The sequence below is a fragment of the Curtobacterium sp. SORGH_AS_0776 genome, from assembly GCF_031453355.1.
GTDB lineage: Bacteria > Actinomycetota > Actinomycetes > Actinomycetales > Microbacteriaceae > Curtobacterium.
The window spans coordinates 2,726,972-2,750,272 of sequence record NZ_JAVIYU010000001.1 but is presented as its reverse complement, the minus strand read 5'-3'; the positions used below and the strand labels follow the sequence as shown (position 1 = coordinate 2,750,272).

Here is a 23,301-nt window from a genome sequence, read left to right as displayed (position 1 = left end):
ACCCTGTGGGCATGGAACCGAGTGCCGAGCACGCCGCTGACACCCACGACCGCATCCGGGTGCGCGGTGCACGTGAGAACAACCTGCGCGACGTCGACGTCGAGCTCCCGAAGCGTCGCCTGACCGTCTTCACCGGCGTGTCCGGGTCGGGCAAGAGCTCACTGGTCTTCGCGACCATCGCGGCGGAGTCGCAGCGCATGATCAACGAGACGTACAGCGCGTTCCTGCAGGGCTTCATGCCGTCGCTCGCACGCCCCGACGTCGACGTGCTCGACGGCCTCACCACCGCGATCGTCGTCGACCAGGAACGCATCGGCGCCGATCCCCGCTCGACGGTGGGCACCGTGACGGACGCCAACGCCATGCTCCGCGTGCTGTTCAGCCGCCTCGGGACGCCCCACATCGGTGGCCCGAACGCGTTCTCCTTCAACCTCGCGACGGTCACGGCCGATGGTGCCATCACCGTGCAGAAGGGCAAGGACGCCAAGGCGGAGAAGGTCTCGTTCTCACGGCTCGGCGGTATGTGCGCCGACTGCGAAGGCCGCGGCACGGTCACCGACATCGACCTCACGCAGCTGTTCGACGACACGAAGTCCCTGTCGGACGGGGCGATCACGATCCCCGGGTACGGCACGGACGGCTGGAACGTCCGGATGTTCGCCGAGTCCGGGTACTTCGACAAGGACACGCCGATCCGTGACTTCACGGACGCCGAACGCCAGGACTTCCTGTACCGCGAACCGACGAAGCAGAAGATCGCCGGCATCAACATGACGTACGAGGGGCTCGTCCCGCGCGTGCGGCGCTCGTTCCTGCAGAAGGACCGCGAAGCGATGCAGCCCCACATCCGGGCCTTCGTCGACCGCGCGGTCACCTTCACCACCTGTCCGGCCTGCGGTGGCACCCGGCTGAACGACGTCGCACGGTCGTCGACGATCGCCGGCAAGAGCATCGCGGACGTCTGCGCGATGCAGATCACCGACCTCGCCGCCTGGCTGCGGGGGATCGACGAACCGACCGTCGGGCCCTTGCTCGACGGCCTGCGGGACGCGGTCGACTCCTTCGTCGAGATCGGCCTCGGGTACCTCTCGCTCGACCGTCCCACGGGGACCCTGTCCGGGGGAGAGGGGCAGCGCGTCAAGATGGTGAAGCACCTCGGGTCGTCCTTGAGCGACGTCACCTACGTCTTCGACGAACCGAGCACCGGGTTGCACCCCCATGACATCGAGCGGATGAACGGACTCCTGCTCCGCCTCCGCGACAAGGGCAACACGGTGCTCGTCGTCGAGCACAAGCCCGAGGTCATCGCGATCGCGGACCACGTCGTCGACCTCGGGCCGGGGGCGGGGACGAACGGCGGGGCGCTCTGCTACGAGGGGCCGGTCGACGGGCTCCGCACGAGCGACACGGTCACCGGTCGCCACCTCGACGACCGGGTGTCGGTGAAGGACGTCGTGCGCGAACGCACCGGCGTCCTCGAGATCCGCGGCGCCGACGCGCACAACCTGCAGGGTGTGGACGTCGACGTGCCGACCGGGGTGCTCTCGGTCGTGACGGGTGTCGCCGGCTCCGGCAAGAGCACGCTCATCCACGGGTCGCTGTCACCCCGTGACGGTGTCGTCGCGATCGACCAGGGCGCGATCCGCGGCTCCCGGCGCAGCAACCCGGCGACGTACACGGGGCTGCTGGAGCCGATCCGCAAGGCCTTCGCGAAGGCCAACGGTGTGAAGCCCGCCCTGTTCAGCGCCAACTCCGAGGGTGCGTGCCCGGCGTGCAACGGCGCGGGGGTCATCTACACGGACCTCGGCATGATGGCCGGCATCGCGACCCCGTGCGCCGAGTGCGGCGGGAAGCGATTCGACCAGTCGGTGCTCGAGTTCCGGCTCGGGGGCAAGGACATCAGCGAGGTCCTCGCGATGCCCGTGGCTGACGCTGCGGCGTTCTTCGCGGCGGGGGAGTCGAGGATCCCCGCGGCGCACGCGATCCTCGCCCGGCTCGTCGACGTCGGACTCGGGTACCTGACGATCGGCCAGCCGCTGACGACCCTGTCCGGCGGCGAGCGGCAGCGGCTCAAGCTCGCGACGCACCTCGGCGACCCCGGCGGGGTGATCGTGCTCGACGAGCCGACGACCGGGCTGCACCTGGCGGACGTCCAACAGCTGCTCGGGCTGCTGGACGGCATGGTCGAGGCCGGGCGCACGGTCGTCGTGATCGAGCACCACCAGGCCGTGATGGCACACGCCGACTGGCTCATCGACCTCGGGCCCGGCGCCGGTCACGACGGCGGCCGCGTCGTGTTCGAGGGCACGCCGGCCGAGCTCGTCGCGGCTCGGTCGACGATCACGGGGGAGCACCTGGCGGCCTACGTCGGAGCCTGAGGCGGGGGACAGCTCCGGACGGAGTACCTGAACACCAGCTGGCCGAACGGTCTACCGTCCTGACTGACGCTCATGCTTGGGCCACCCCGCCCGCGGCTACCCGGTCGCATGACGAGCGTCCACGACGAAGGAGACCTCATGGCCGACCAGACCGGTGGACCGAACTACCCCGCAGCGAACACGCCCGGTGCAGCACCGGCCGGCACGGGTGGCGGACTCGCCATCGCGAGCCTCGTCCTCGGCATCATCGGTGTCGTCGGTGGCATCTTCCTCGCGATCATCGGTGTGATCGCCGGCATCATCGGGCTCGTCCTCGGCATCCTCGCTCGCCGACGCGCGTCCGGTCGGGGGATCGTCCTCGGCGGCATCATCCTGTCGGCCATCGCGATCGTCATCGGCATCGTCGGCTACATCCTCACCGCGGTCGTGCTGTCCCAAGCCTGAGTCAACATCGCCGCTGGCGTCTGACCGGGGATCACCATCCCGAGTCGGCGCGCAGCGGTCCGCCAGTGAGGCGGGTCGGCAGCGATGCCGATCCGCCTCGCTGGCGTTCGGCGTCCGCGCGTCCCACCCCACGTCCCCACGTCCCGACGCCACGGCGGACGGGAGGCGCGGGTCGGGCCCGCACCGTTCCTCCTGGACCACGCCACGCGTGTCCCGGACCGCCGGACGCGCGCCCAGGTCGGCCCGCGTAGCTTCCGGCCCATGAGCTACAGCCAGCCTGACCCTGCCGAGGAGACCACCCACAGCGAGGAGCCGGAGCAGCCGGACACAGATCAGGAGAACCTCGAGGAGCAGGGCAGCGAACACGCCTCGCTCGAGCTCGACGCGGACGACGTCCCGACGAGCGGCGATCCGCAGTCCTGATCGCACGGCGGCGCGGTTCGCCGGTCAAACGGCCCGTTCAGCCGCCTGCACCAGGGCACGCACGAGCCCGACGTAGTCCAAGCCGACCGCCGCGAACATCCGGGGCACCTGCGACTGCTCGGTGAACCCCGGCGCGGTGTTCACCTCGTTCAGCACGGCGCCGTGGTCGGTGAGGAAGAAGTCGAACCGCGCGACGCCCGCGCACCCAAGCGTGTCGTAGAGGGTCCGGGCTGCGTGCTCGATCGCTGCCTCGTCGGTGGCCGACAGTGCCGCCGGCACCGTGAACCGTGCGGTCCCGTCGTACTTCTCGGTGCGCCCGAACACGTCGCCGTCGGCGACGCCGATCTCCAGCGTCGCGCCGGTGCGGAGCGCCCCGGTGTCGTCGCGGAACACGGCGATGTCGATCTCGCGCCCGGTGATGAACGCCTCGGCGAGCACGTCGGTGCCTGCAGCCCGGGCGAGTGCCACGGCAGCCGCGTACGCGTCGGGCGTCCGGACCACCGTCACGCCGTTGCTCGAGCCACCGGTCGTCGGCTTCACGACGAAGGGCGGCCGCAGGGGCACCTGGCCGATCTCGTCTCCAGCGCGGATCAGCACACCCGGCGCCGTGCGGACGCCGACGGCCTCGGCCACGGTCTTCGTGACCCACTTGTCCATGCCGAGTGCGCCGGCGCGGACGGGGGAGCCGACCACCGGCACGCCGATCATCGTGAGGAAGCCGGCGACCGCGCCGTCCTCACCGTGGACACCGTGGAGCACCGGGAACGCCGCGCGGCACGACGTCAGCACCGCAACGGCGTCCGCGGGGGACAGCGCGGCACCGTCCGTGTGCCGCCAGCTACCTGTCCGGTCGATCGTCAGGGGGACCGCGTCGAAGCCGAGGGCCCGGACGGCTCGCGTGACCGCGGCCGCGGATGCGAGCGAGACCTCGTGCTCGTCGTTCGCGCCGCCACCGACGACCGCGATCCGCGTCGGGGCCGTGGGGGTGTGGGATTCGTGGCGATCAGGCAACGGTGGCCTCCGGGGTGGTGACGGTGCGGTGGACCCGGGCGGCGCGCGTGCCGATCCGGGTGACGATCTCGTGCTCGATGGTGTCGGCCCAGCCCGCCCAGTCGTGGACGGTCGGCTCGCCGTCGAGGCCGCGCCCGAAGAACGTGACGGTCTCGCCGAGCTCCAGCCGGTCGTCGCCGGTGTCCACGACGACCATGTCCATCGAGAACCGGCCGACGAGCGGTCGACGGCGTCCGCGCACCTGGACCTCGGCCCGCTCGGACGCCGCTCGGGGGAGTCCGTCGCCGTAGCCCAGGGGGACCAGTGCCAGGGTGGTCCGACGGTCGACGACGTGGTCGAGGCCGTAGCCGACGCCGGCCCCGGGGCCGATCACCCGGGAACCGACGACCGGAGCCGTCAGGGAGAGCGTCGGCTGCAGGTCCGTCGAGGTCCGGGAGGGGTCGATCCCGAAGAGCCCCGCGCCGATGCGGTGCAGACCGTGGCGGCCGCCGACCCCGGTGACGGTCGCTGCGGTGGCGGCGAGGTGCGTGACGAAGCCGGACAGTCCGCGACGCCGGGCAGTGCGCACCGCGTTGTCGAACAGCAGCCGTTCGCGCGTGTTCTGCGGGTCGTCGGGCTGGTCGGCGCAGGACATGTGGCCCATCACCCCGACGACCCGGACCGTGCCGAGCCGCTCGAGCTCGCGTGCGGCGGTGCACAGCGACGGCCACGACCCGGGATCGGCACCGTCGCGGGCCATCCCGACGTCGACGTGCAGGTGGACCCGAGCACGGCGTCCGGTCCGGACTGCTGCACGGCTGACGGCACTGAGCAGCTCGGCGCTCGGGACGGCGATGTCGACGTCGGCGAGCAGCGCACCGTCGAAGTCCGCGTCGACCGGGTTGAGCCAGCTGAGCACCGGCGCGTCCGTCACGGTTGCCCGGACGGCGATCGCTTCGTCGATGGTGGTCACGCCGATCGACGTCGCCCCGGCGGCGAGGACCGACCGGGCGATCGCCCCGTGGCCGAACCCGTCGGCCTTGAGGACGGCCATGACGCCGCCGTCCGTCCGGTCGGCGAACACGGCGGTGTTCGCGCGGACGGCGTCGTCGTGGACGACGAGCTGTGGGCGCGACGGTGTCATGCCAGCCTCCTGGAGATCGCTACCGAACCGATATGCATGATATCGATGGTCACCGACACCACGGAGGAAGTCATCGGTCCTGGGGATGACGTCGCGCGCCGCGCGACCGAAGCGGTCGATGCCGCGCGGATGACGGCCGTCGCTGCTGCAGGAGGGACGGGAGGCGCGGCTGGCGTGAGCGGACCAGCTGTGGTGATCCGCGCCTCCTGGCCCCACTCGCTACGCGCCGATAATGCATATTATGTCAACTCAGATCCATCGGGCCGCGCTGCGGCCGCACTCTGGTGGTCGACGCCACTCCCCTCTAGCATCGCCGTCATGAGCACCGAGCGGTGCTCGGAAGCGGCGGTGTCCGGTGCGGAAGCTCGTCCTCAAGATGTCGATGTCCCTCGACGGTTTCGTCGCAGGTGCACGTGCGGAGTCCGACTGGATGTTCCGCGCCGCGAGTCCGGACTCGGCCGCATGGGTGCTCGACACCGTGTCCGGCGCCGGTGTGCACGCGTTCGGTCGTCGGACGTTCGAGTCCATCGCCGGCTTCTGGGCGAACGCGACGACGCCCGTCGCCGGAGCGATGAACACCGTCCCGAAGGTCGTCTTCACCCGCCAGCGTGCGTTCGATCCTGCCACGGTCGACACGGGTGGGGCCGACTCCCCCGCGGCGGCGACCTGGACCGGTGCCCGGGTGGCGAACGGCGACCTCGTGGCGGAGGTCGACCGGCTGCGGGCCGAGGACGGCGCCGACGTCCTCGCACAGGGCGGGACGGACTTCTGCCGGAGCCTCGTGGCCGCGGGCCTCGTCGACGAGTACCGCCTGGTGGTCCTGCCGGTGGTCCTCGGGGCGGGCGAGGGGATCTTCTCGGGGCTGCAGGACGAACTCGACCTGACGCTGATCAGTTCGACGGTGTTCGACGGCGGCGCGAAGGCGGACGTGTACCGACCGAAGCGCTGAAGGCAGTCGCCGGCGCTCAGAACACCGCGACCGTCATGCCCGCGGAAGTCGCCGGCCGGTCCATCGCGAGGATCGCCTCGGGAAGCTCGTCGAACCCGATCGTCCGACCGATCGACTCCGACGGGCGGAGGCGTCCGGCGACGACGTCATCGAGCATCGCCGCGTACTCCCCCACCGAGATCCCGTGACTGCCGAGCAGCTCGAGCTCGTCGCCGATGACGCGGCCCATCGGGATCGCCGGCACGGCCTCGTCGTCGAGCAGCAGCCCGACCTGGACGTGCCGACCCCGAGGCCGGAGTGCGGCGACCGCGGCGACCGACGTGGCCCGGCTGCCGAAGGCGTCCACGGACACGTGGGCTCCGCCGCCCGTGACGGTCCGGACGGCCTCCCCGACCGCGTCGTCCATCGGTACCGGAACCGCACCGAGGGCTTCGGCACGCGCGAGTGCCGCGGGCGAGACGTCCACCGCGACGACCTTCGCTCCCGCGGCGACCGCGACGATGACGGTCGACAGTCCGACTCCCCCGCAGCCGAAGACGGCCACCCACTCGCCGGCGGCCACTCGTCCCCGGGCGTGCAGTGCGTGGTACGCGGTCCCGAAGCGGCACCCGAGCCCGGCGGCCTCGGCGAACCCGACGGCGTCCGGGAGCGCGACGAGGTTGACGTCCGCGTGCGGGACCACCACGGCCTCGGCGTACGAACCGGGCAGTGTGAAGCCGGGCTGCTGCTGCTGCGTGCACACCTGCGTCGCACCGTCCAGGCACTGCTCGCACTCGCCGCACGCGAAGACGAACGGCGCGGTCACCCGGTCCCCCACGGCGAACCCGCGGACGTCGGGGCCGGCGGACGACACCACGCCGGCGAACTCGTGCCCGGGGACGTGCGGCAGGTGCACCGAGTCGTCGTGCCCCTTCCACGCGTGCCAGTCGCTCCGGCAGACCCCGGACGCGGCGACCCGGACGACCACCCCGTCGATCGGGGCGATCGGGTCCGGGACCTGGACGACCGCGGGGACGGAACCGAACTCGTCGTACTGGACTGCGCGCATCCGGCCATCCTGACAGACGGCGCCCCGCGTGAGCGCCGTCCACAGATCGCGGATCGGCCGTTGCGGCCCGGACGCCGACGCCGCTTCACTGGCTGCATGAACGGACTGCGCTTCTCCGCCGACCCCGCCGACATCGACGTCCCCCGTGTCCACCGCTGGCTGAGCGAGGAGTCCTACTGGGCCCGGGGCCGTGACCGTGCCACGCAGGACGCGATCATCGCCGGCTCCCGGAACTTCGGCGTCTACGACGACACCAGCGGTCAGCAGCTCGGGTACGCCCGTGTGATCACCGACGGCGTGACGTTCGGCTGGCTCGCCGACGTCTTCGTCGACCCGGCGGCGCGAGGCCGCGGTGTCGGCGTCGCGCTCGTGCAGGGAGTCATTGAGGCCATCGAGCCGCTCGGCCTGAAGCGGTTCGCACTCTTCACCGCGGACGCCCACGGGCTGTACGAGCGGTTCGGCTTCCGCCCGCTCCCCGATGCCGCGGGTTGGATGATGCGTCCAGGGCCGGGGTTCGGCGCCGACGTGCACGGCTGAACCGGGCGCGCTGCGACCCGGCCACGGGACCGAGCGAGCTCGCCCGTCGGACGCGAGCCGTGCCTCCAGGCCGTCGCGCCCGCGGTGGCGGACGCACTCGGGGAGCAGAAGGTGTCGGGTCCATCCGGCCGACCCGACATCTTCTGCTCACGAAGCGGCCGCGGGCCGCCCCGCGGGCCCCGCCCCGCGCGCCCAGCCCCGCCGGCCGCCCTCAGTACGCGATGCGCCCGTCGCGGTCGTGGAACTCCCCCGTGGGGCCGTCCGCGCCGAGCGTCGCCAGCGCCACCGTGGCGTCCGTCCCCTCGGTCACGGTCTGGTGCCCGCCGAACCCGTTGAACTCCGTCGCCGTGTACCCGGGGTCGCTCGCGTTCACCCGGAACCCGGGCAGGTTCTTCGCGTACTGCACGGTGAGGGCGATGAGTGCCGCCTTCGACGCGGCGTACGGCACCGCGGGCACCGGGTACTCGTCCCGCCCGGGGGTCGTCAGCCACCGCGGGAAGCCCACACCCGAGGCCACGTTCACGATGACCGGGTTCGCCGACTCCCGCAGCAGCGGCAGCGCCGCCTGCGTCACGCGCACGACGCCGGTCACGTTCGTGTCGAGCACGGCTCCGATCGCAGCGGCGTCGAGGTCGTCGACCCCGAACGACGTCCCGAGGATGCCCGCGTTGTTCACGAGCACGTCGAGTCCGGGCAGTCCGGCGACCGCGCGCTCGACCGAGGACTGGTCGGTGACGTCCAGCTGGACGACGTGCGCGCCGAGGGCACGCGCCTCGTCCCCCGTGGCCGGATCGCGCATGCCGGCGTACACGGTGTGCCCGGCCTCGACGAGGCGACGGACGGTCTCGAGCCCGAGACTGCGGTTGGCTCCGGTGATGAGTGTCGTTGTCATGCCCCCAGCCTCCGCCCCCGTGGCCGGGTCCCCCAGGCACCGCTCGACAGTGGGACCACCAGTACCAGGCAGGCCGGGAGGCGCGGGTCGAGGATGGTGGGCATGAGCGAGTTCGCGAGTGTGCTGCGTTCCTGGCGCGACCGGGTCCGTCCCGAAGCGGTCGGCCTGCCGGCCGGGCCCGGTCGACGGACGCCTGGTCTCCGTCGGGAGGAGCTCGCTGCGCTCGCCGGGGTGAGCGTCGACTACGTCGTCCGCCTCGAGCAGGGACGCGCGACGAACCCGTCGCCGCAGTTGCTCGGCGCACTCGCCACCGCGCTCCGTCTCACCGAGGAGGAACGCGACCACCTCTGCCGCGTCGCAGGGTCCGCGCCGCCGTCGCGCCGGGTCGTCCCCCGGCACGTCACCCCGGGCGTGCAGCGCATCGTCGACCGCCTCGGCGACGTCCCCCTCGCCGTGTTCACCGCCGCGCACGACATCGTCCTGTGGAACGACCTCTGGGCAGCGCTCACCGGTGACCCCTCCCGGTACACGGGCATCGACCGGAACCTCGTGTGGCGACACTTCATGCACGGCCACGACGAGGTCGAGTGGGACGACGAGCACCAGGAGGAGTTCTCCAGCGACCTCGCCGCCGACCTCCGCGCCGCCGTCGGACGGTACCCCGCCGACCGGGACCTCGCCGAGCTCGTGGCACGCCTCCGTCGCGAGTCCCCCGAGTTCGAGCGCCGCTGGGACACCGGACGCGTCGCCGAGCACCGGGCGAGCCGCAAGCGCGTGCACTCCCCCGTCGGCCCGATCGAGATCGACTGCGACGTCCTGAGCGTGCCGGGCGGGGACCTCCGCATCGTCGTCTACACGGCGGTCCCCGGCACCGAGGACGCCGCGAAGCTCGACCTCCTGCGCGTCACCGGCCTGCAGCAACTCACCCCGAGCTGATCACCGGCTCGGCGAACGGCCGTCCGCGGTCGCCCACGCATCGCGGAGCGCCGCGACCTGCTCGACCTCGGTCATGTCGGTGACGTCGAGGACGAGGTCCACCGCCTGCGGGACCGCGGTCATCCGGTGGAGCAGTTCGAACTCGTCGTCGGTGATGTACACCGGTCTGGTGGCGGCTCGCGCCCGGGCCTCCTCGAGGCTGATCGCCAAGTGCACGACGAAGCACTCCGGGAGTTCGGCGCGGTACACGGCGAGCGTCTCCGCGGTGAGGACGTCCGACGTGGTGACGGCGAAGCCCGCAGCGAGCAGGTTCCGGGCCAGAGCACTCACGTTGCGGGCGGCGAGTGCGTGCTGGGCACGGCCCTCCGGTCCCGACCAGAGCGTCGCATCCCCGGCGATGACGAGCTGGCGGACGTCGTCACCGTCGATGTACGCGCCGCGCGGTTCCGCGGCAGCGAGGGCACGACCGCAGGTCGTCTTCCCGACCGCCGGGCCACCCGAGAGGATCAGTGGTCGCATCGTGCCGTCCTTCCGTCCCGGTCGACGCTACCCAGGCCCGTGCGGCGCTGCGGCGGGAACGGTGGGTAGCGTGGCCGCCATGGACTGCTTCGCGAGCTGGCGCACCCGCCACTGAAGGAGACGGCCTCGCCGTCACGTACCGCCACACCGAGCACGGTGTGGCGCCTTCAGACTGCTCAGAGAAGAGGCACACCATGCACATCCGCGCCTGCACGCCCGACGATCTGCCCGCGCTCACCGAGCTGACGATCGAGACGTTCCGCCCGCTCCTCGCCGGCGACCTGGTCCGACTGCGCCCGGAGGTCACGGCACACGACCACGCGCACTGGGAGGACGACTACCGGCACGAGGTGCCCGCGCTGCTCGACCCTGCCGAAGACCGGTTCATCACGCTGGCGGAGGACGACGACGGGCCTCTCGGGTACGTCGGGTGGCACGTCGCGAACGGCGCGTCCGGCCGGCTGGAGATGGTCGCCGTCCACCCGCGTGCCCGACGACGAGGAGTCGCACGGGCACTGTGCACGACCGTCCTCGGTGAACTCGGCGAACGCGGGGTCGAGGTGGTGCACATCGGCACGGGCGGGGACGCCTTCCACGCCCCGGCGCGAGCGCTCTACGAGTCGCTCGGCTTCACGCCGTACCCCACTGTCGACTACGCCCGCGCCCTGCCGTCCGGGCGCCCGGTCACGCCGCGGTGAACACCAGCGACGCGTTCTGCCCACCGAAGCCGAACGAGTTGTTCAGCGCCGTCCGGATCGGCACCTCCCGCGCGGCCCCGGCGACCACGTCCAGCTCGACCGCCGGGTCGAGGCGCTCCAGGTTCAACGTCGCCGGCACGAGCCCGGTCTCGATCGCCCGCACGGCCAGGATCGACTCGACGGCCCCGGCTGCCCCGAACATGTGCCCGATGGCTCCCTTCGGCGCGGTCACCACGGCCCCGGTGCCGACCGCGCGAGCGATCGCAGCGGCCTCGCCGACGTCGCCGACGGGCGTGCTGGTCGCGTGCGCGTTGACGTGGTCGATGTCGTCGCCCGTCAACCCGGCCATCCGGATCGCCGCGGTCATCGCCCGCTCCTGCTCGGACCCGTCCGCCAGGGGTGCGGTGATGTGGAACGCGTCCGAGGTGATGCCCCAGCCGGCGAGGGTGCCGTGCGAGCGCTGGGTGCGGGCAGCGGCGTGGTCGGCCCGCTCGAGCACGACGAACCCGGCACCCTCGCCGAGCACGAACCCGCGGCGGGATGCGTCGAAGGGGCGGGAGAGCGTCGTCGGGTCGTCGTCGCCGGGCTTCGCGAGGGCCTGCGACTGCGCGAAGGACGCCATGGTCACCGGCGTCACGGCGGCTTCGGTCCCACCGGCGATGACGACGTCGGCCTCCCCCGTGACGATCAACCGCGCGGCAGTCGCGATCGCCTCGGCCCCGGAGGCGCAGGCGGACACGGTGGTGTACGCCCCGGCCCGTGCACCGAACGCGATGCTGATCTGCGCCGCCGCGGCGTTCGCCATGAGCATCGGGACGGTGCGGGGCGACACGCGACGGGCGCCAGCGGTGCCGAGCACGTCGTGGGCGTCGAGGAGTGTCTCCACTCCCCCGATCCCGGTGCCGACGACGACGGCGAGCCGGTCCCCCTCGACCGTCGGGGCGCCGGCGTCCGCCCAGGCCTCCTCCGCCGCGACGAGCGCGAGCTGCTGGCTGCGGTCGAGCCGGTTCGCCCGGACCCGCCCGAGTGCTCCGTCCGCGTCGAGTGCGGCGGCGGCGCCGACCCGGATCGGGACCTGGTCCCAGTGCGTGCCGGTCCGGTCGAGGTCGTGCACGCCGGAGCGGCCGGCGACCAGGGCGTCCCAGAGCGTGTCGACGCCGTGGCCGAACGGCGACACCGCTCCGTAGCCGGTGATGGAGATGTGCACAGGAGACTCCTTCTTGTACGTTGAACAAGTTGAGTTGTACCACGTACAATTCCGGCATGGCAACCACGAGCGACGCCCCGGGCACCCCGCGCGGGGCAGCGACCCGGGCGCGGATCCTCGCCGCGACCGCCGGACTGCTGAGCGGCACCGGCGGACCGACCGAGCACCGGACGGTGACCGTGAGCGAGATCGCGCGGGCCGCGGGCGTGTACCCGAACCAGATCACGCACCACTACGGATCGAAGGACCGACTGGTGCTCGACGCCGCGTTCGCGCTGTTCCTGCGCGACACGACCCGGTTGCAGGCAGCCGGGCGTCGCGCCACGAGCACCGAGGCGTTCCGGCAGGTCCTCGCCCGCACCGCCCTCGCGATGCCGTCGACGCCGCTCGTCGTGCGGGCCCTCGCGAGCGCGGGCGACGACGCCGCGCAACGCGAGCGAGTGCGGCTGCTCCTGCAGGTGCTGTTCCGGCAGTCGGAGCGCTACCTCGAGCGGGTCGTCACCGAACACGGGTGGACGAGCCGGAGCGGCGTCGGACGCGACGCGCGGACGTTCTGGAGCGCGGTGTTCGGCGCCACGCTGCTCGCCGACGCCGGGGTCACCGGCGGACCGTCCGACCTCGACCTCGCCGGCACCGTCTCGATCACCTGACCCGCAGGAGGCGCGGTGCCCTACTCGCCGAAGCCGGACCGCACGAGCGCCACGAGCGCGTCGACCGCGTCCTGCGCGTCGGCTCCGGTCCCCTCGATGGTCACCGACGCCCCTCTGGGCAGTGCGAGCGCCATGATCGCGAGCAGGCTCTTCGCGTCCACCCCGTTGACCCGGACCTCGGCGTCGAACCTGGCGGCCGTCTTCACGAACTCCGCGGCCGGCCGGGCGTGCAGGCCGCTCTCGTTCACGAGTTCCACCGTCTCGGACGCGGCCACGTCGTCGACGGGGCCGGTCCCGGAGACCGGCGCCGCGCCTCCTGGGCTGTCGCCGGACGGACTGGAGGCACGACTCGCGTCCGCCTCGGAGCCTGCGGCAGACGCGGCAGCGGCCAGGACCGCGTCGACGTCGCCACCGGTCTGTGCGGCGACTGCGGCGGCGACCGCGCCCTCGACCAGCGGGGCCTGCGAGACGTGCACGCGCGCCCGGACGTCGTCGTCGAGGAAGTCGAGCGCCGTGTCGGTGGTCAGGTAGGCGGAGCCGAGGTCGCACAGGACGACCACCGCCTCGGTGTCGGCGAGTTCCTCGATGCCGGCCGTGATGGCCTCGAACGAGGTGCCGATGCCGCCGTCGTCGGTGCCGCCGGCGGCCACGAGCGGGACGTCCGCCGCCATCTGCCGGGCGAGCTCGACGGTGCCGGTCGCGATCGCCGCACTGTGCGAGACGATCAGGATCCCGACGGTCACGCGGCGTCCACGGCCGCGCGGAGGATGTACACGGTGGACTGCGCGCCCGGGTCGCGGTGCCCGACGGCACGTTCGCCGAGGTAGCTCGCGCGGCCCTTGTGGGCGACCAGCGGGTCGGTCGACTCCGCGCCGGTGACGGCCGCGTCGGCTGCGGCGGCCAGCACCTGCTCCGGGCTGTCCCCGGCGGCGGCCGCGGCATCGGCGGCGTCGACCGCGGGCGACCAGGCGTCGACCATGGTCTTGTCGCCGACGGCCGCCTTGCCCCGGGACACGATGCCGTCACGGGCAGCGGTCAGCACCTGCACGAGCGTGTCGGCGTCGAGCTCCGCGGCGTCCCCGGCGGCCTGCGCGGCCTTGAGGTACGCGGTCCCGAACAGCGGACCCGCGGCACCGCCGACCGTCGAGATGAGCTTCGTCGCGACCACCTTGAGCACGGCTCCGGGGGTGTCGAACGAACCGGCGTCCACGGCCTCGAGCACGGCACGGAAGCCGCGGTCGAGGTTCTCACCGTGGTCGCCGTCGCCGATCTCCCGGTCGAGCGTGACGAGCTCGGCCCGGTGCTCGTCGATCGTCGCGGCGGTGCGTCGGACCCAGTCGATGGCCCATGCGGTGTCGAGCGCCAATTCGTGTTCCTTCCTGCGTCCGGCTCCGTTCACGGGCCGGGTCGTGGTGCGGTGGGTTCAGCGTCCCCAGCGCAGTGCCGGGGTCTCCACCGGTGCGTCCCAGAGGGCGGTGAGTTCGTCGTCGAGCACCGTGACGGTGAGCGAGAACCCCTGCATCTCGAGGGATGTCACGTAGTCGCCGACCAGGCTACGCGTGACGTCGAACCCGCGGTCGGTGAGGACCTCGGCGGCGCGTCGGTAGGCGATGTAGAGCTCGGCGAGGGGCGTGCCGCCCATGCCGTTCACGAGGAGCAGCAGCTTCGACCCGGCGGGAGCGGCGAGGTCGCTGACGATCGGTTCGAGCACGCGGTCCACGAGCTCGTCGGCCGGGGCCATCGGGATGCGTTCGCGGCCGGGCTCGCCGTGGATGCCGATGCCGAGCTCGACCTCGTCGTCGGCGAGGGTGAACGACGGCTCGCCGGCGTGCGGGACGGTGCCGGAGGCGAGCGCGAGCCCCATCGAGCGCGTGACGTCGTTCACGTGCCGGGCGACCGCGGCGACAGCGTCGAGGTCGTCCCCCCGCTCGGCTGCGGCGCCCGCGCACTTCTCGACGACGACGGTGCCGGCGACGCCGCGTCGGCCGGCCGTGTAGAGCGAGTCCTGCACGGCGACGTCGTCGTCCACCACGACGGACTCGACCCGGACGTCGTCCATGCCGGCGAGCTCGGCGGCGGTCTCGAAGTTGAGGACGTCGCCGGTGTAGTTCTTGACGATGTGGAGCACCCCCGCTCCCCCGTCGACGGCCTTCGTCGCGGCGACGATCGGGTCCGGCGTGGGACTCGTGAAGACCGGCCCCGGCACCGCGGCGTCGAGCATGCCGTAGCCGACGAACCCGGCGTGCAGCGGCTCGTGTCCACTGCCCCCGCCGCTGACGATCCCGACCTTGCCGGACACCGGGGCGTCCGCGCGGTGGATGTGGATCGGGTCCTCGACCAGCACGACGTGGCCGGCGTGGGCACGGGCGAACCCGCGCACGGTCTCGTCGACCACGGCCTGCGGATCGTTGATGAGCTTCTTCATGCTGACCTCCACGGAGTGCGGGCGATCGCGAGGCAGCACCGCCGTCGTCGACCGGAGTGCCCTCAATCTACATCGCCGGTCCGGGCGAGCGTTCCCCCCGCGTGCACGTTCGTGCACCGACCCGGGGGCGGCCCACCGGCCTCGGATGCGCGGGCGCACACCGCGCATGCACGTTCGTGCACAATGGCGCACTTCCCTCACGAATGCATCGCCATCCGTCGATGCCCGTCAGTATGCTCGGCCCCAATCACTCAACGGGGAGTGCCGGCGCTGTACCACCGGACCCCCACCCTCACGCACTGGAGGTCACCGATGGACGGCATCGGCGTCAATTTCCTCTCCGAGCTCGTCGGTACGGCGATGCTCATCATCCTGGGTGGCGGCGTCGTCGCCGCCGTCTCGCTGACGAAGTCCAAGGGCTTCGGAGCCGGCTTCCTCATGGTGACGATCGGCTGGGGCTTCGCGGTCTTCGCCGGTGTCACCGTGTCGTACAGCTCCGGCGGCCAGCTCAACCCGGCGGTGAGCCTCGCGCTCGCCATCCTCGGCAAGATCACCGTTGGGGAGATGTTCCTCTACTGGCTCGCGCAGATGATCGGCGCGATCATCGGTGCGGTCATCGTCTGGCTGGCCTACAAGCAGCACTTCGACGAGGAGCCCGACGCGGCCGCGAAGCTCGGCGTCTTCTCCACCGGCCCGGCGATCCGCTCGTACGGCTGGAACGTCGTCACCGAGATCATCGGCACCTTCGTGCTCGTCTTCGTCGTCCTCGCCTTCACCAACGGCAAGACCCCGGCCGAGCTCGGCGCCGTCCCCGTCGCGTTCCTCGTGATCGCGATCGGCGTCAGCCTCGGTGGCCCGACCGGCTACGCCATCAACCCGGCACGTGACCTCGGTCCGCGCATCGCGCACGCCTTCCTGCCGATCAAGGGCAAGGGCTCGAGCGACTGGGCCTACGCCTGGGTGCCGGTCGTCGGCCCCCTCGTCGGTGGCGCCCTCGCGGCCGGCCTCTCCACCTTCCTGCTGCCGATCGCTTCCTGATCGTCTGCACCACACCCACCCGAGCACCAGCGTAAGGAGCACCAATGGCCGACTACATCGTCGCCATCGACCAGGGCACGACCTCCACCCGAGCGATCGTCTTCGACCACTCCGGCTCGATCGTGTCCGTCGGACAGAAGGAGCACGAGCAGATCTTCCCGCGTGCCGGGTGGGTCGAGCACGACCCGTCGGAGATCTGGGACAACACCCGTGAGGTCATCGGCCAGGCCCTGTCCCGCGCCGACATCACCCGCCACGACGTCGCGGCGGTCGGCATCACCAACCAGCGCGAGACCGCGGTTGTCTGGGACAAGAACACCGGCAAGCCGGTCTACAACGCGATCGTCTGGCAGGACACCCGCACGCAGTCGATCGTCGACAAGCTCGCCGACGGCGACACCGACCGCTACAAGTCGGTCGTCGGTCTGCCCCTGGCGACGTACTTCGCCGGCACCAAGATCGTCTGGATCCTCGAGAACGTCGAGGGTGCGCGCGAGAAGGCCGAGGCGGGCGACCTGCTCTTCGGCACCACCGACACCTGGGTCCTCTGGAACCTGACCGGCGGCGTCGACGGCGGCGTCCACAAGACCGACGTCACGAACGCCTCCCGCACGCTGTTCATGGACCTCGAGACGCTCGAGTGGCGCGACGACATCCTCGCCGACTTCGGTGTTCCGAAGTCGATGCTCCCCGAGATCGTCAGCTCCTCCGAGGTCTACGGCCACGTCGAGTCCTCGAACCTCCTCCGCGAGGTCCCGATCGCCGGCATCCTGGGCGACCAGCAGGCCGCGACGTTCGGCCAGGCGGCGTTCGACCAGGGCGAGTCGAAGAACACCTACGGCACGGGCAACTTCCTCATCTTCAACACGGGCACGGAGATCGTCCGCTCGGAGAACGGGCTGCTCACGACCGTCGGCTACAAGCTCGGCGACCAGGAGACGCACTACGCGCTCGAGGGGTCGATCGCCGTCACGGGCTCGCTCATCCAGTGGCTCCGCGACAACCTCGGCCTGATCGGCAGCGCCCCGGAGGTCGAGGCCCTCGCCAAGACCGTCGAGGACAACGGCGGCGTGTACTTCGTCCCGGCGTTCTCGGGGCTCTTCGCTCCGTACTGGCGTCCGGATGCCCGCGGTGCGATCGTCGGCCTCACCCGCTACGTCAACAAGGGCCACATCGCCCGCGCCGCCCTCGAGGCGACGGCGCTGCAGACCCGCGAGGTCCTCGACGCCGTCAACGCGGACTCCGGTGTGGACCTCACCGAGCTCAAGGTCGACGGCGGCATGACCGCCAACGACGCGCTCATGCAGTTCCAGGCGGACATCCTGAACGTGCCGGTCGTCCGCCCGGTCGTCGCGGAGACGACGGCGCTCGGCGCGGCCTACGCGGCCGGGCTCGCGGTCGGGTTCTGGGCGAACCTCGACGAGCTCCGTGCCAACTGGCAGGAGGACAAGCGCTGGGAGCCGCAGCTCGACGAAGCCGAGCGCGAGCGCACCCTGCGCCTCTGGAAGAAGGCCGTCACGAAGACGTTCGACTGGGTCGACGAGGACGTCCAGTAGTCCTGTCCTGAGGTGACCGCCTGGAGGCGCGGTGCCGGTCCCACGGGCCGGCACCGCGCCTCCGGTGCGTTGCGTCTGCGCTCACGCGACGGGGGTCGCGCCCACCCAGTCGGCCAGCTTGCGCGCGGCGGCGCCCGAGTCGATCGCGTCGGCCGCGACGACCAGCTGCTCGCGGAAGCGCTGCAGGATCGGGCGGTCGACCTCGGCCGGGTCCTCCGCCAGGCGGAAGGACACCAGGCCGGCGGCGGCGTTGAGCAGGACGATGTCGCGCACCGGACCGGTCTCCCCCGCGAGGACGCGGTGCACCACGGCGGCGTTGTGCTCCGGGTCGCCGCCGAGCAGGTCCTCGATGCGGGCCCGGGCGATCCCGAGGTCGCGCGGGTCGAGGTCGTGCTCGGTCACGCGGCCGCCGGTGACTTCCCAGATGTGGCTGTGCCCGGTCGTCGTCAGCTCGTCGAGGCCGTCGTCGCCGCGGAACACGAGCGCGGTCGCCCCGCGGGTCTGGAACACGCCCGTGATGATCGGGACGAGCTCGAGCTGCGCCACGCCCACGGCGTTCGCCTCGCACCGTGCGGGGTTGACGAGAGGACCGAGGAAGTTGAACACCGTCGGGACGCCGATCTCGCGGCGGACGGGTCCGGCGTGCGCGAACCCGGGGTGGAAGGCGCTCGCGAACGCGAAGGTCAGCCCGACACGCCGGAACGTGTCCGCGACACGCGCGGCGTCCATCGTCAGGTCGAGTCCGAGTGCGGCGAGGACGTCGCTCGACCCGGACTTCGAGGAGCTCGCCTTGTTGCCGTGCTTCACGACGGGGACACCCGCGGCGGCGATCACGATCGCGCTCATCGTCGAGACGTTCACCGTGCCGACGACGTCGCCGCCGGTGCCCACGATGTCGAGCGCCATCGGGTCGACGTCGAGCGGGACGGCCGCGTCGAGGATGGCGTCCCGGAAGCCGACGACCTCGTCGACGGTCTCGCCCTTGGCGCGGAGGGCCACGACGAAGGCGGCGATCTGCGCCGGGGTGGCCCGACCTGCCACGATCTCCTGCATGGCCCATGTGGACTGGCTGATCGTCAGGTCTTCGCGCGCCATGAGCGCGCTGATCACGGCAGGCCAGGTGAGAGCGTCGAGCATGCTCCGATCGTAGTGAATTCGAGAGACCCGCCAGTTGGCTGCGAAAACACTGTCCGTGGTTTCGGCCATAATGGAGTCTGTGACTAGCACCCCTCTCTCCAGATCCGCCAGCGGTCCGGTCCTGAACAGGCCGAACGCCGTTGCCGTGGGGACGATCGTGTGGCTGGGCAGCGAGGTCATGTTCTTCGCCGGCCTGTTCGCGATCTACTTCACGTTGCGCAGCACCTCGCCCGAACTCTGGGCGACCGAGACCGCCAAGCTCGAGGTGCCCTTCGCCTCGGTGAACACGATCATCCTGGTGCTGTCCAGCTTCGCCTGCCAGTTCGCGGTCTTCGCGGCCGAGCGCTTCCAGGTGCACCGGACGAGCTGGAACCCCAAGGACTGGGGCATGACGGAGTGGTTCTTCGTCACGTACTGCATGGGCGCGATCTTCGTCTGCGGCCAGATCTTCGAGTACGCGAACCTCTGGCACGAGGGCGTGACGCTCTCCTCCAGCGCCTACGGTTCGGCCTTCTACATGACCACCGGGTTCCACGGTCTGCACGTCACGGGTGGCCTCATCGCCTTCCTGCTGACGCTCGGCCGCGGGTTCGCCGCCAAGAACTTCGGTCACAAGGAAGCGACCACCGCGATCGTCGTGTCGTACTACTGGCACTTCGTCGACGTCGTCTGGATCGGCCTCTTCGCCGTCATCTACCTTCTCAAGTAGGAACTGGATAGCCCCCACCGCATGTTCAACAGAACCAAGTCCAAGAAGGGCCGCCGTTCACCGATGGCGACCGTGTCGCTCATCGTCGTCGGTCTCATGACCACCGGCGGTGCGTACGCGCTGTTCAGCTCCACGGCGAACGCCGACGACAGCACGAGCACCGTGGCGGCCTCGAGCCAGTCGAAGGTGAACGAGGGCCAGAAGCTCTTCGCCTCGAACTGCGCCACCTGCCACGGCCTCTCCGCGCAGGGCACCAGCGAGGGTCCGTCCCTCATCGGTGTCGGTGCCGCGTCCGTCGACTTCCAGGTCGGCACCGGCCGCATGCCGATGGCCGCCCAGGGTCCCCAGGCCGAAGAGAAGCCCGCGCAGTTCACGGACGAGCAGATCGACGCCCTCGCCGAGTACGTCGCGTCGCTCGGCCCCGGCCCGGCGGTCCCCTCCGAGAGCCTGACCAACGGCGAGGACGGCGACGCCGCCGAAGGTGCGGAGCTCTTCCGCATCAACTGCGCCATGTGCCACAACGTGGCCGGCGCCGGTGGTGCCCTGACCGAGGGCAAGTACGCGCCGAACCTGCAGTCGGTGTCCGGCAAGCACATCTACGAGGCCATGGTCACTGGCCCGCAGAACATGCCGGTGTTCAACGACCTGAACCTCACCCCCGAGCAGAAGGCCGACATCATCACGTACCTCAAGTACGTGCAGGACAACAAGTCGCCCGGCGGGTTCGCACTCGGCTCCCTCGGCCCGGTGGCAGAGGGTCTGTTCATCTGGATCTTCGGACTCGGCGCGGTCGTCGCGATGACCGTCTGGCTGACCGCGAAGTCCAACTGATCGTCCGTGTCGAACGACACTGAAGGGAACACCATGGCAGAGCACGACGACGAGGCACTGAACTCGTCCTCGGCTGTCGAGAAGCACGGCACGACCACCACCTCGGCCGGGATCGCGGTCCTGCCGACGGACCCGTTCGAGAACCCGGGCGAGCCGCCGCACCGCGCACGCCGCACCGACGTCGACCCGAAGAAGCAGCGCCTGGCCGAGCGTCAGGTCGCCACGTTCTTCTACCTGTCGATCGTGGGCAGTGTCCTCGCGATCGCGGCCTACGTCGCCTTCCCGATCGACTCCGACGACTTCGGGACCGTCCGGACCGCCAACCTCTGGCTCGGCCTGTCGATCGCCCTCGCCCTGCTCGCGCTGGGCCTCGGCGCCGTGTACTGGTCGAAGTCGCTCGTGGTGGACCGCGAGATCACCGAGCTCCGCCACGGCACCCGTGGCACCGACGCGACCCGCGCCAAGGCGGTCGAGGCGTTCCAGCTCGCCGACAAGGAGTCCGGCTTCAGCCGTCGCAAGCTGATCCGCAACTCGATGATCGGCGCACTGGCGGCCTTCCCCCTCCCGGGCATCGTCCTCGTGCGCGACCTCGCGCCCGCGGCCGACCCGAACGAACTCCTCCGCCACACCATGTGGGCGAAGGGCACGCGCCTGACGAAGGACCCGACGGGTCTGCCGATCAAGGCGTCCGACGTGACCATCGGTTCGGTGTTCCACGTCATCCCGGACGGCATGCTCGACAAGGAGGACATGCTCGAGGAGAAGGCCAAGGCCTCCGTCCTCCTCATGCGCCTCGACCCCAAGGACCTCAACCCCTCCAAGGGCCACGAGAACTGGGGCTACGACGGCATCGTCGCGTACTCGAAGATCTGCACCCACGTCGGATGCCCGGTCGCCCTGTACGAACAGCAGACGCACCACCTGCTCTGCCCGTGCCACCAGTCGACCTTCGATGTCTCGAACAACTGCGAGGTCATCTTCGGGCCGGCGGCACGCCCCCTCCCCCAACTTCCGATCGCGATCGACGACGACGGCTACCTGGTTGCGCAGAGCGACTTCCACGAGCCCGTCGGCCCGTCCTTCTGGGAGCGTGAACGCTGATGAGCAGCACGACCACCAACGCACCCGCGTCGTCGACCACCAAGCCGGCACCGGAGCGCGGATCCCGCATCATCGGCGGGGTCGCCAACTACATCGACGAGCGCACGAGCATCTCGGGCCTCGTGAAGGAGGTCGGGCGCAAGATCTTCCCCGACCACTGGAGCTTCATGCTCGGCGAGGTGGCGCTGTACAGCTTCGTCGTCGTCCTGCTGTCCGGTACCTTCCTCACGTTCTTCTTCCAGGCGTCCATGGCCGAGGTGGTCTACCACGGCTCGTACGTCCCGCTGAAGGGCATCGAGATGTCGACCGCACTGCAGTCGACGCTCAACATCTCGTTCGACATCCGCGGCGGGCTCTTCGTCCGGCAGATCCACCACTGGGCGGCCCTGCTGTTCGTGGCCTCGATCATGCTGCACATGGCCCGCGTGTTCTTCACCGGTGCCTTCCGCAAGCCGCGTGAGCTCAACTGGGTGTTCGGCTTCATCCTGTGGGTCCTGGCCATGGCCGAGGGCTTCACGGGCTACTCGCTCCCCGACGACCTGCTCTCCGGCAACGGTCTGCGCATCATCGTCGGCATGATCGAGGGTGTGCCGGTCATCGGCGTCTGGATCGCCTACCTGCTCTTCGGTGGCGAGTTCCCGGGCACCGACATCGTCGGCCGCCTCTACACGCTGCACATCCTGCTGCTCCCGGCGATCCTCGTCGCGGTGCTCGGCGTCCACCTCGTGCTGGTCGTCATCAACAAGCACACGCAGTTCGCCGGCCCCGGCAAGACGAACGAGAACGTCGTCGGCGTGCCGATCCTCCCGGCGTTCGCGGCGAAGGCCGGTGGGTTCTTCTTCATCGTCGCGGGCATCCTCGCCCTCATCGCGTCGCTGTTCACGATCAACCCGATCTGGAACTACGGCCCGTACGACCCCTCCCCGGTGTCCGCCGGTACCCAGCCCGACTGGTACATCGGCTTCGCCGACGGTGCGCTCCGTCTGGTGCCGCCGCACTGGGAGGTCGTGTGGTTCGGCTACACGGTGTCGTTCAACATCCTCGTGCCGATCGCGGTGCTGGTGTTCCTCATCCTCGCCATCTTCATCTACCCCTTCATCGAGGGTTGGGTGACCGGCGACAAGCGTGAGCACCACATCCTCGACCGTCCGCGCAACGCCCCGACCCGCACGGCGTTCGGTGCCGCCGGCATCACGCTCTACGCGAGCCTCTGGGCCGCCGCGTCGTCGGACATCATCGCGACCCACTTCTACGTGTCGATCGACCACGTCATCCACGTGATCCAGGCCACGACGGTCCTCGGCCCGTTCGTCGCCTTCTGGATCACGAAGCGCGTGTGCCTCGCCCTGCAGAAGAAGGACCGCGAGATCGTCCTGCACGGGTACGAGTCCGGCCGCATCGTGCGACTCCCCCACGGCGAGTACATCGAGGTGCACGAGCAGCTCGACGAGTACGAGCGTTGGAAGCTCCTGCAGTTCAACGAGTACAAGCCGCTCATGATCCGTCCGAACGCCCGAGGCAAGATCTCGAGCCTGCAGAAGGCCCGCGCCAGCATGTCGCGCTTCTTCTTCGAGGACCGGATCACCCCGGTGTCCAAGGCCGAGCTCGAGGCTGCGCACGCCGCGCACCACGGCCCGGACCTCGAAGCCGGACACGAAGCGCCCGCGGTCGAGTCGAAGCACTAGGCAC

Annotated in this window: 24 protein-coding genes; 14 read left to right on the top strand and 10 right to left on the bottom strand. The window is 70.9% G+C overall.

The annotated features are described in order from the left end of the window. The first annotated feature begins 11 nt into the window (after window positions 1-11). The 3 genes from QE359_RS13575 (at window position 12) to QE359_RS13565 (ending at window position 3,245) form a co-directional block, all read left to right on the top strand. The gene (locus tag QE359_RS13575) at window positions 12-2,378 is read left to right on the top strand and encodes an excinuclease ABC subunit UvrA (protein ID WP_309779598.1); all 2,367 of its coding nucleotides are present in this window, start codon (window positions 12-14) and stop codon (window positions 2,376-2,378) included. Between the two features lie 138 nt (window positions 2,379-2,516). Further along, window positions 2,517-2,822 carry a hypothetical protein gene (locus QE359_RS13570; RefSeq protein ID WP_070419002.1) on the top strand — a complete coding sequence of 102 codons (306 nt, stop codon included), beginning with the start codon at window positions 2,517-2,519 and terminating at the stop codon, window positions 2,820-2,822. A gap of 261 nt (window positions 2,823-3,083) precedes the next feature. After that, window positions 3,084-3,245, top strand: coding sequence for a hypothetical protein (locus QE359_RS13565; RefSeq protein ID WP_309779597.1), 162 nt, complete (start codon window positions 3,084-3,086; stop codon window positions 3,243-3,245). Between the two features lie 24 nt (window positions 3,246-3,269). Here the strand turns inward: QE359_RS13565 and QE359_RS13560 are convergent, their stop codons facing one another. Both QE359_RS13560 and alr read right to left on the bottom strand, forming a co-directional pair. Continuing rightward, a complete protein-coding gene (locus QE359_RS13560) occupies window positions 3,270-4,256 on the bottom strand; it encodes an ATP-grasp domain-containing protein (protein WP_309779596.1) in 987 nt (328 codons plus the stop codon). After that, window positions 4,249-5,379, bottom strand: coding sequence for an alanine racemase (gene alr / locus QE359_RS13555; RefSeq protein WP_309779595.1), 1,131 nt, complete (start codon window positions 5,377-5,379; stop codon window positions 4,249-4,251). The genes QE359_RS13560 and alr overlap by 8 nt, the downstream gene beginning before the upstream one ends. 355 nt (window positions 5,380-5,734) lie before the next feature. Here alr and QE359_RS13550 point away from each other — a divergent pair, with 355 nt between their 5' ends. Continuing rightward, on the top strand, window positions 5,735-6,328 hold the full coding sequence (locus tag QE359_RS13550) for a dihydrofolate reductase family protein (protein ID WP_309779594.1): 594 nt from the start codon (window positions 5,735-5,737) through the stop codon (window positions 6,326-6,328). Between the two features lie 16 nt (window positions 6,329-6,344). Here the strand turns inward: QE359_RS13550 and QE359_RS13545 are convergent, their stop codons facing one another. Continuing rightward, window positions 6,345-7,376, bottom strand: a complete 1,032-nt coding sequence (locus QE359_RS13545; protein ID WP_309779593.1) for an alcohol dehydrogenase catalytic domain-containing protein — start codon at window positions 7,374-7,376, stop codon at window positions 6,345-6,347. Window positions 7,377-7,472: 96 nt separating this feature from the next. On the opposite strand from QE359_RS13545, the gene QE359_RS13540 reads away from it, so the two are divergent. After that, the gene (locus QE359_RS13540; RefSeq protein WP_309779592.1) at window positions 7,473-7,913 is read left to right on the top strand and encodes a GNAT family N-acetyltransferase; all 441 of its coding nucleotides are present in this window, start codon (window positions 7,473-7,475) and stop codon (window positions 7,911-7,913) included. Between the two features lie 211 nt (window positions 7,914-8,124). On the opposite strand, the gene QE359_RS13535 is transcribed toward QE359_RS13540, so the two are convergent. Beyond that, a complete protein-coding gene (locus tag QE359_RS13535) occupies window positions 8,125-8,805 on the bottom strand; it encodes an SDR family NAD(P)-dependent oxidoreductase (RefSeq protein ID WP_309779591.1) in 681 nt (226 codons plus the stop codon). A 102-nt stretch (window positions 8,806-8,907) separates the two neighbouring features. Between QE359_RS13535 and QE359_RS13530 the strand changes: the two genes are divergently transcribed. Further along, complete coding sequence (locus QE359_RS13530) at window positions 8,908-9,741, top strand: helix-turn-helix transcriptional regulator (RefSeq protein ID WP_309779589.1); 834 nt, start codon at window positions 8,908-8,910, stop codon at window positions 9,739-9,741. On the opposite strand, the gene QE359_RS13525 is transcribed toward QE359_RS13530, so the two are convergent. Then, entirely contained in the window at window positions 9,742-10,260 is a 519-nt protein-coding gene (locus QE359_RS13525) for a hypothetical protein (protein ID WP_309779588.1), read from the bottom strand. It abuts the gene before it with no gap. A gap of 194 nt (window positions 10,261-10,454) precedes the next feature. Between QE359_RS13525 and QE359_RS13520 the strand changes: the two genes are divergently transcribed. Beyond that, on the top strand, window positions 10,455-10,958 hold the full coding sequence (locus QE359_RS13520) for a GNAT family N-acetyltransferase (protein ID WP_309779586.1): 504 nt from the start codon (window positions 10,455-10,457) through the stop codon (window positions 10,956-10,958). On the opposite strand, the gene QE359_RS13515 is transcribed toward QE359_RS13520, so the two are convergent. Next, window positions 10,945-12,165, bottom strand: a complete 1,221-nt coding sequence (locus QE359_RS13515; RefSeq protein ID WP_309779585.1) for a beta-ketoacyl-[acyl-carrier-protein] synthase family protein — start codon at window positions 12,163-12,165, stop codon at window positions 10,945-10,947. The two genes, QE359_RS13520 and QE359_RS13515, sit on opposite strands and share 14 nt — an antisense overlap. Window positions 12,166-12,221: 56 nt before the next feature. On the opposite strand from QE359_RS13515, the gene QE359_RS13510 reads away from it, so the two are divergent. Then, window positions 12,222-12,815, top strand: a complete 594-nt coding sequence (locus tag QE359_RS13510; protein WP_309779583.1) for a TetR/AcrR family transcriptional regulator C-terminal domain-containing protein — start codon at window positions 12,222-12,224, stop codon at window positions 12,813-12,815. Between the two features lie 20 nt (window positions 12,816-12,835). On the opposite strand, the gene dhaM is transcribed toward QE359_RS13510, so the two are convergent. Genes dhaM through dhaK form a run of 3 tightly spaced genes read right to left on the bottom strand, consistent with a single transcriptional unit; the run spans window position 12,836 to window position 15,240 of the window. Continuing rightward, complete coding sequence (gene dhaM / locus QE359_RS13505; RefSeq protein ID WP_309779582.1) at window positions 12,836-13,558, bottom strand: dihydroxyacetone kinase phosphoryl donor subunit DhaM; 723 nt, start codon at window positions 13,556-13,558, stop codon at window positions 12,836-12,838. Further along, window positions 13,555-14,181 (bottom strand): dihydroxyacetone kinase subunit DhaL, encoded by a 627-nt coding sequence (gene dhaL / locus QE359_RS13500; RefSeq protein WP_309779580.1) that lies wholly within the window; start codon window positions 14,179-14,181, stop codon window positions 13,555-13,557. Before dhaL ends, dhaM begins: the two co-directional genes overlap by 4 nt. A 57-nt stretch (window positions 14,182-14,238) precedes the next feature. Next, on the bottom strand, window positions 14,239-15,240 hold the full coding sequence (dhaK, locus tag QE359_RS13495; RefSeq protein WP_309779579.1) for a dihydroxyacetone kinase subunit DhaK: 1,002 nt from the start codon (window positions 15,238-15,240) through the stop codon (window positions 14,239-14,241). 312 nt (window positions 15,241-15,552) lie between these two features. On the opposite strand from dhaK, the gene QE359_RS13490 reads away from it, so the two are divergent. Beyond that, window positions 15,553-16,278 (top strand): MIP/aquaporin family protein, encoded by a 726-nt coding sequence (locus QE359_RS13490; protein ID WP_309779578.1) that lies wholly within the window; start codon window positions 15,553-15,555, stop codon window positions 16,276-16,278. A 44-nt stretch (window positions 16,279-16,322) separates the two neighbouring features. Continuing rightward, window positions 16,323-17,834: a glycerol kinase GlpK gene (gene glpK / locus QE359_RS13485; protein WP_070418990.1), complete on the top strand. Its 1,512-nt coding sequence runs from the start codon at window positions 16,323-16,325 to the stop codon at window positions 17,832-17,834. An 81-nt stretch (window positions 17,835-17,915) separates the two neighbouring features. Here the strand turns inward: glpK and trpD are convergent, their stop codons facing one another. Beyond that, on the bottom strand, window positions 17,916-18,971 hold the full coding sequence (gene trpD / locus QE359_RS13480; protein ID WP_070418989.1) for an anthranilate phosphoribosyltransferase: 1,056 nt from the start codon (window positions 18,969-18,971) through the stop codon (window positions 17,916-17,918). Window positions 18,972-19,041: 70 nt separating this feature from the next. On the opposite strand from trpD, the gene QE359_RS13475 reads away from it, so the two are divergent. From QE359_RS13475 to QE359_RS13460, 4 genes are read left to right on the top strand one after another with little or no spacing between them, the layout of a single operon-like run. Further along, entirely contained in the window at window positions 19,042-19,680 is a 639-nt protein-coding gene (locus QE359_RS13475) for a heme-copper oxidase subunit III (RefSeq protein WP_031260857.1), read from the top strand. 21 nt (window positions 19,681-19,701) lie between these two features. Next, window positions 19,702-20,511: a cytochrome c gene (locus QE359_RS13470; RefSeq protein ID WP_071294687.1), complete on the top strand. Its 810-nt coding sequence runs from the start codon at window positions 19,702-19,704 to the stop codon at window positions 20,509-20,511. Between the two features lie 33 nt (window positions 20,512-20,544). Then, entirely contained in the window at window positions 20,545-21,612 is a 1,068-nt protein-coding gene (locus tag QE359_RS13465) for a ubiquinol-cytochrome c reductase iron-sulfur subunit (protein WP_070418987.1), read from the top strand. After that, window positions 21,612-23,297 carry a cytochrome bc complex cytochrome b subunit gene (locus QE359_RS13460; protein ID WP_070418986.1) on the top strand — a complete coding sequence of 562 codons (1,686 nt, stop codon included), beginning with the start codon at window positions 21,612-21,614 and terminating at the stop codon, window positions 23,295-23,297. Before QE359_RS13465 ends, QE359_RS13460 begins: the two co-directional genes overlap by 1 nt. The last annotated feature ends 4 nt before the right edge of the window (window positions 23,298-23,301 follow it).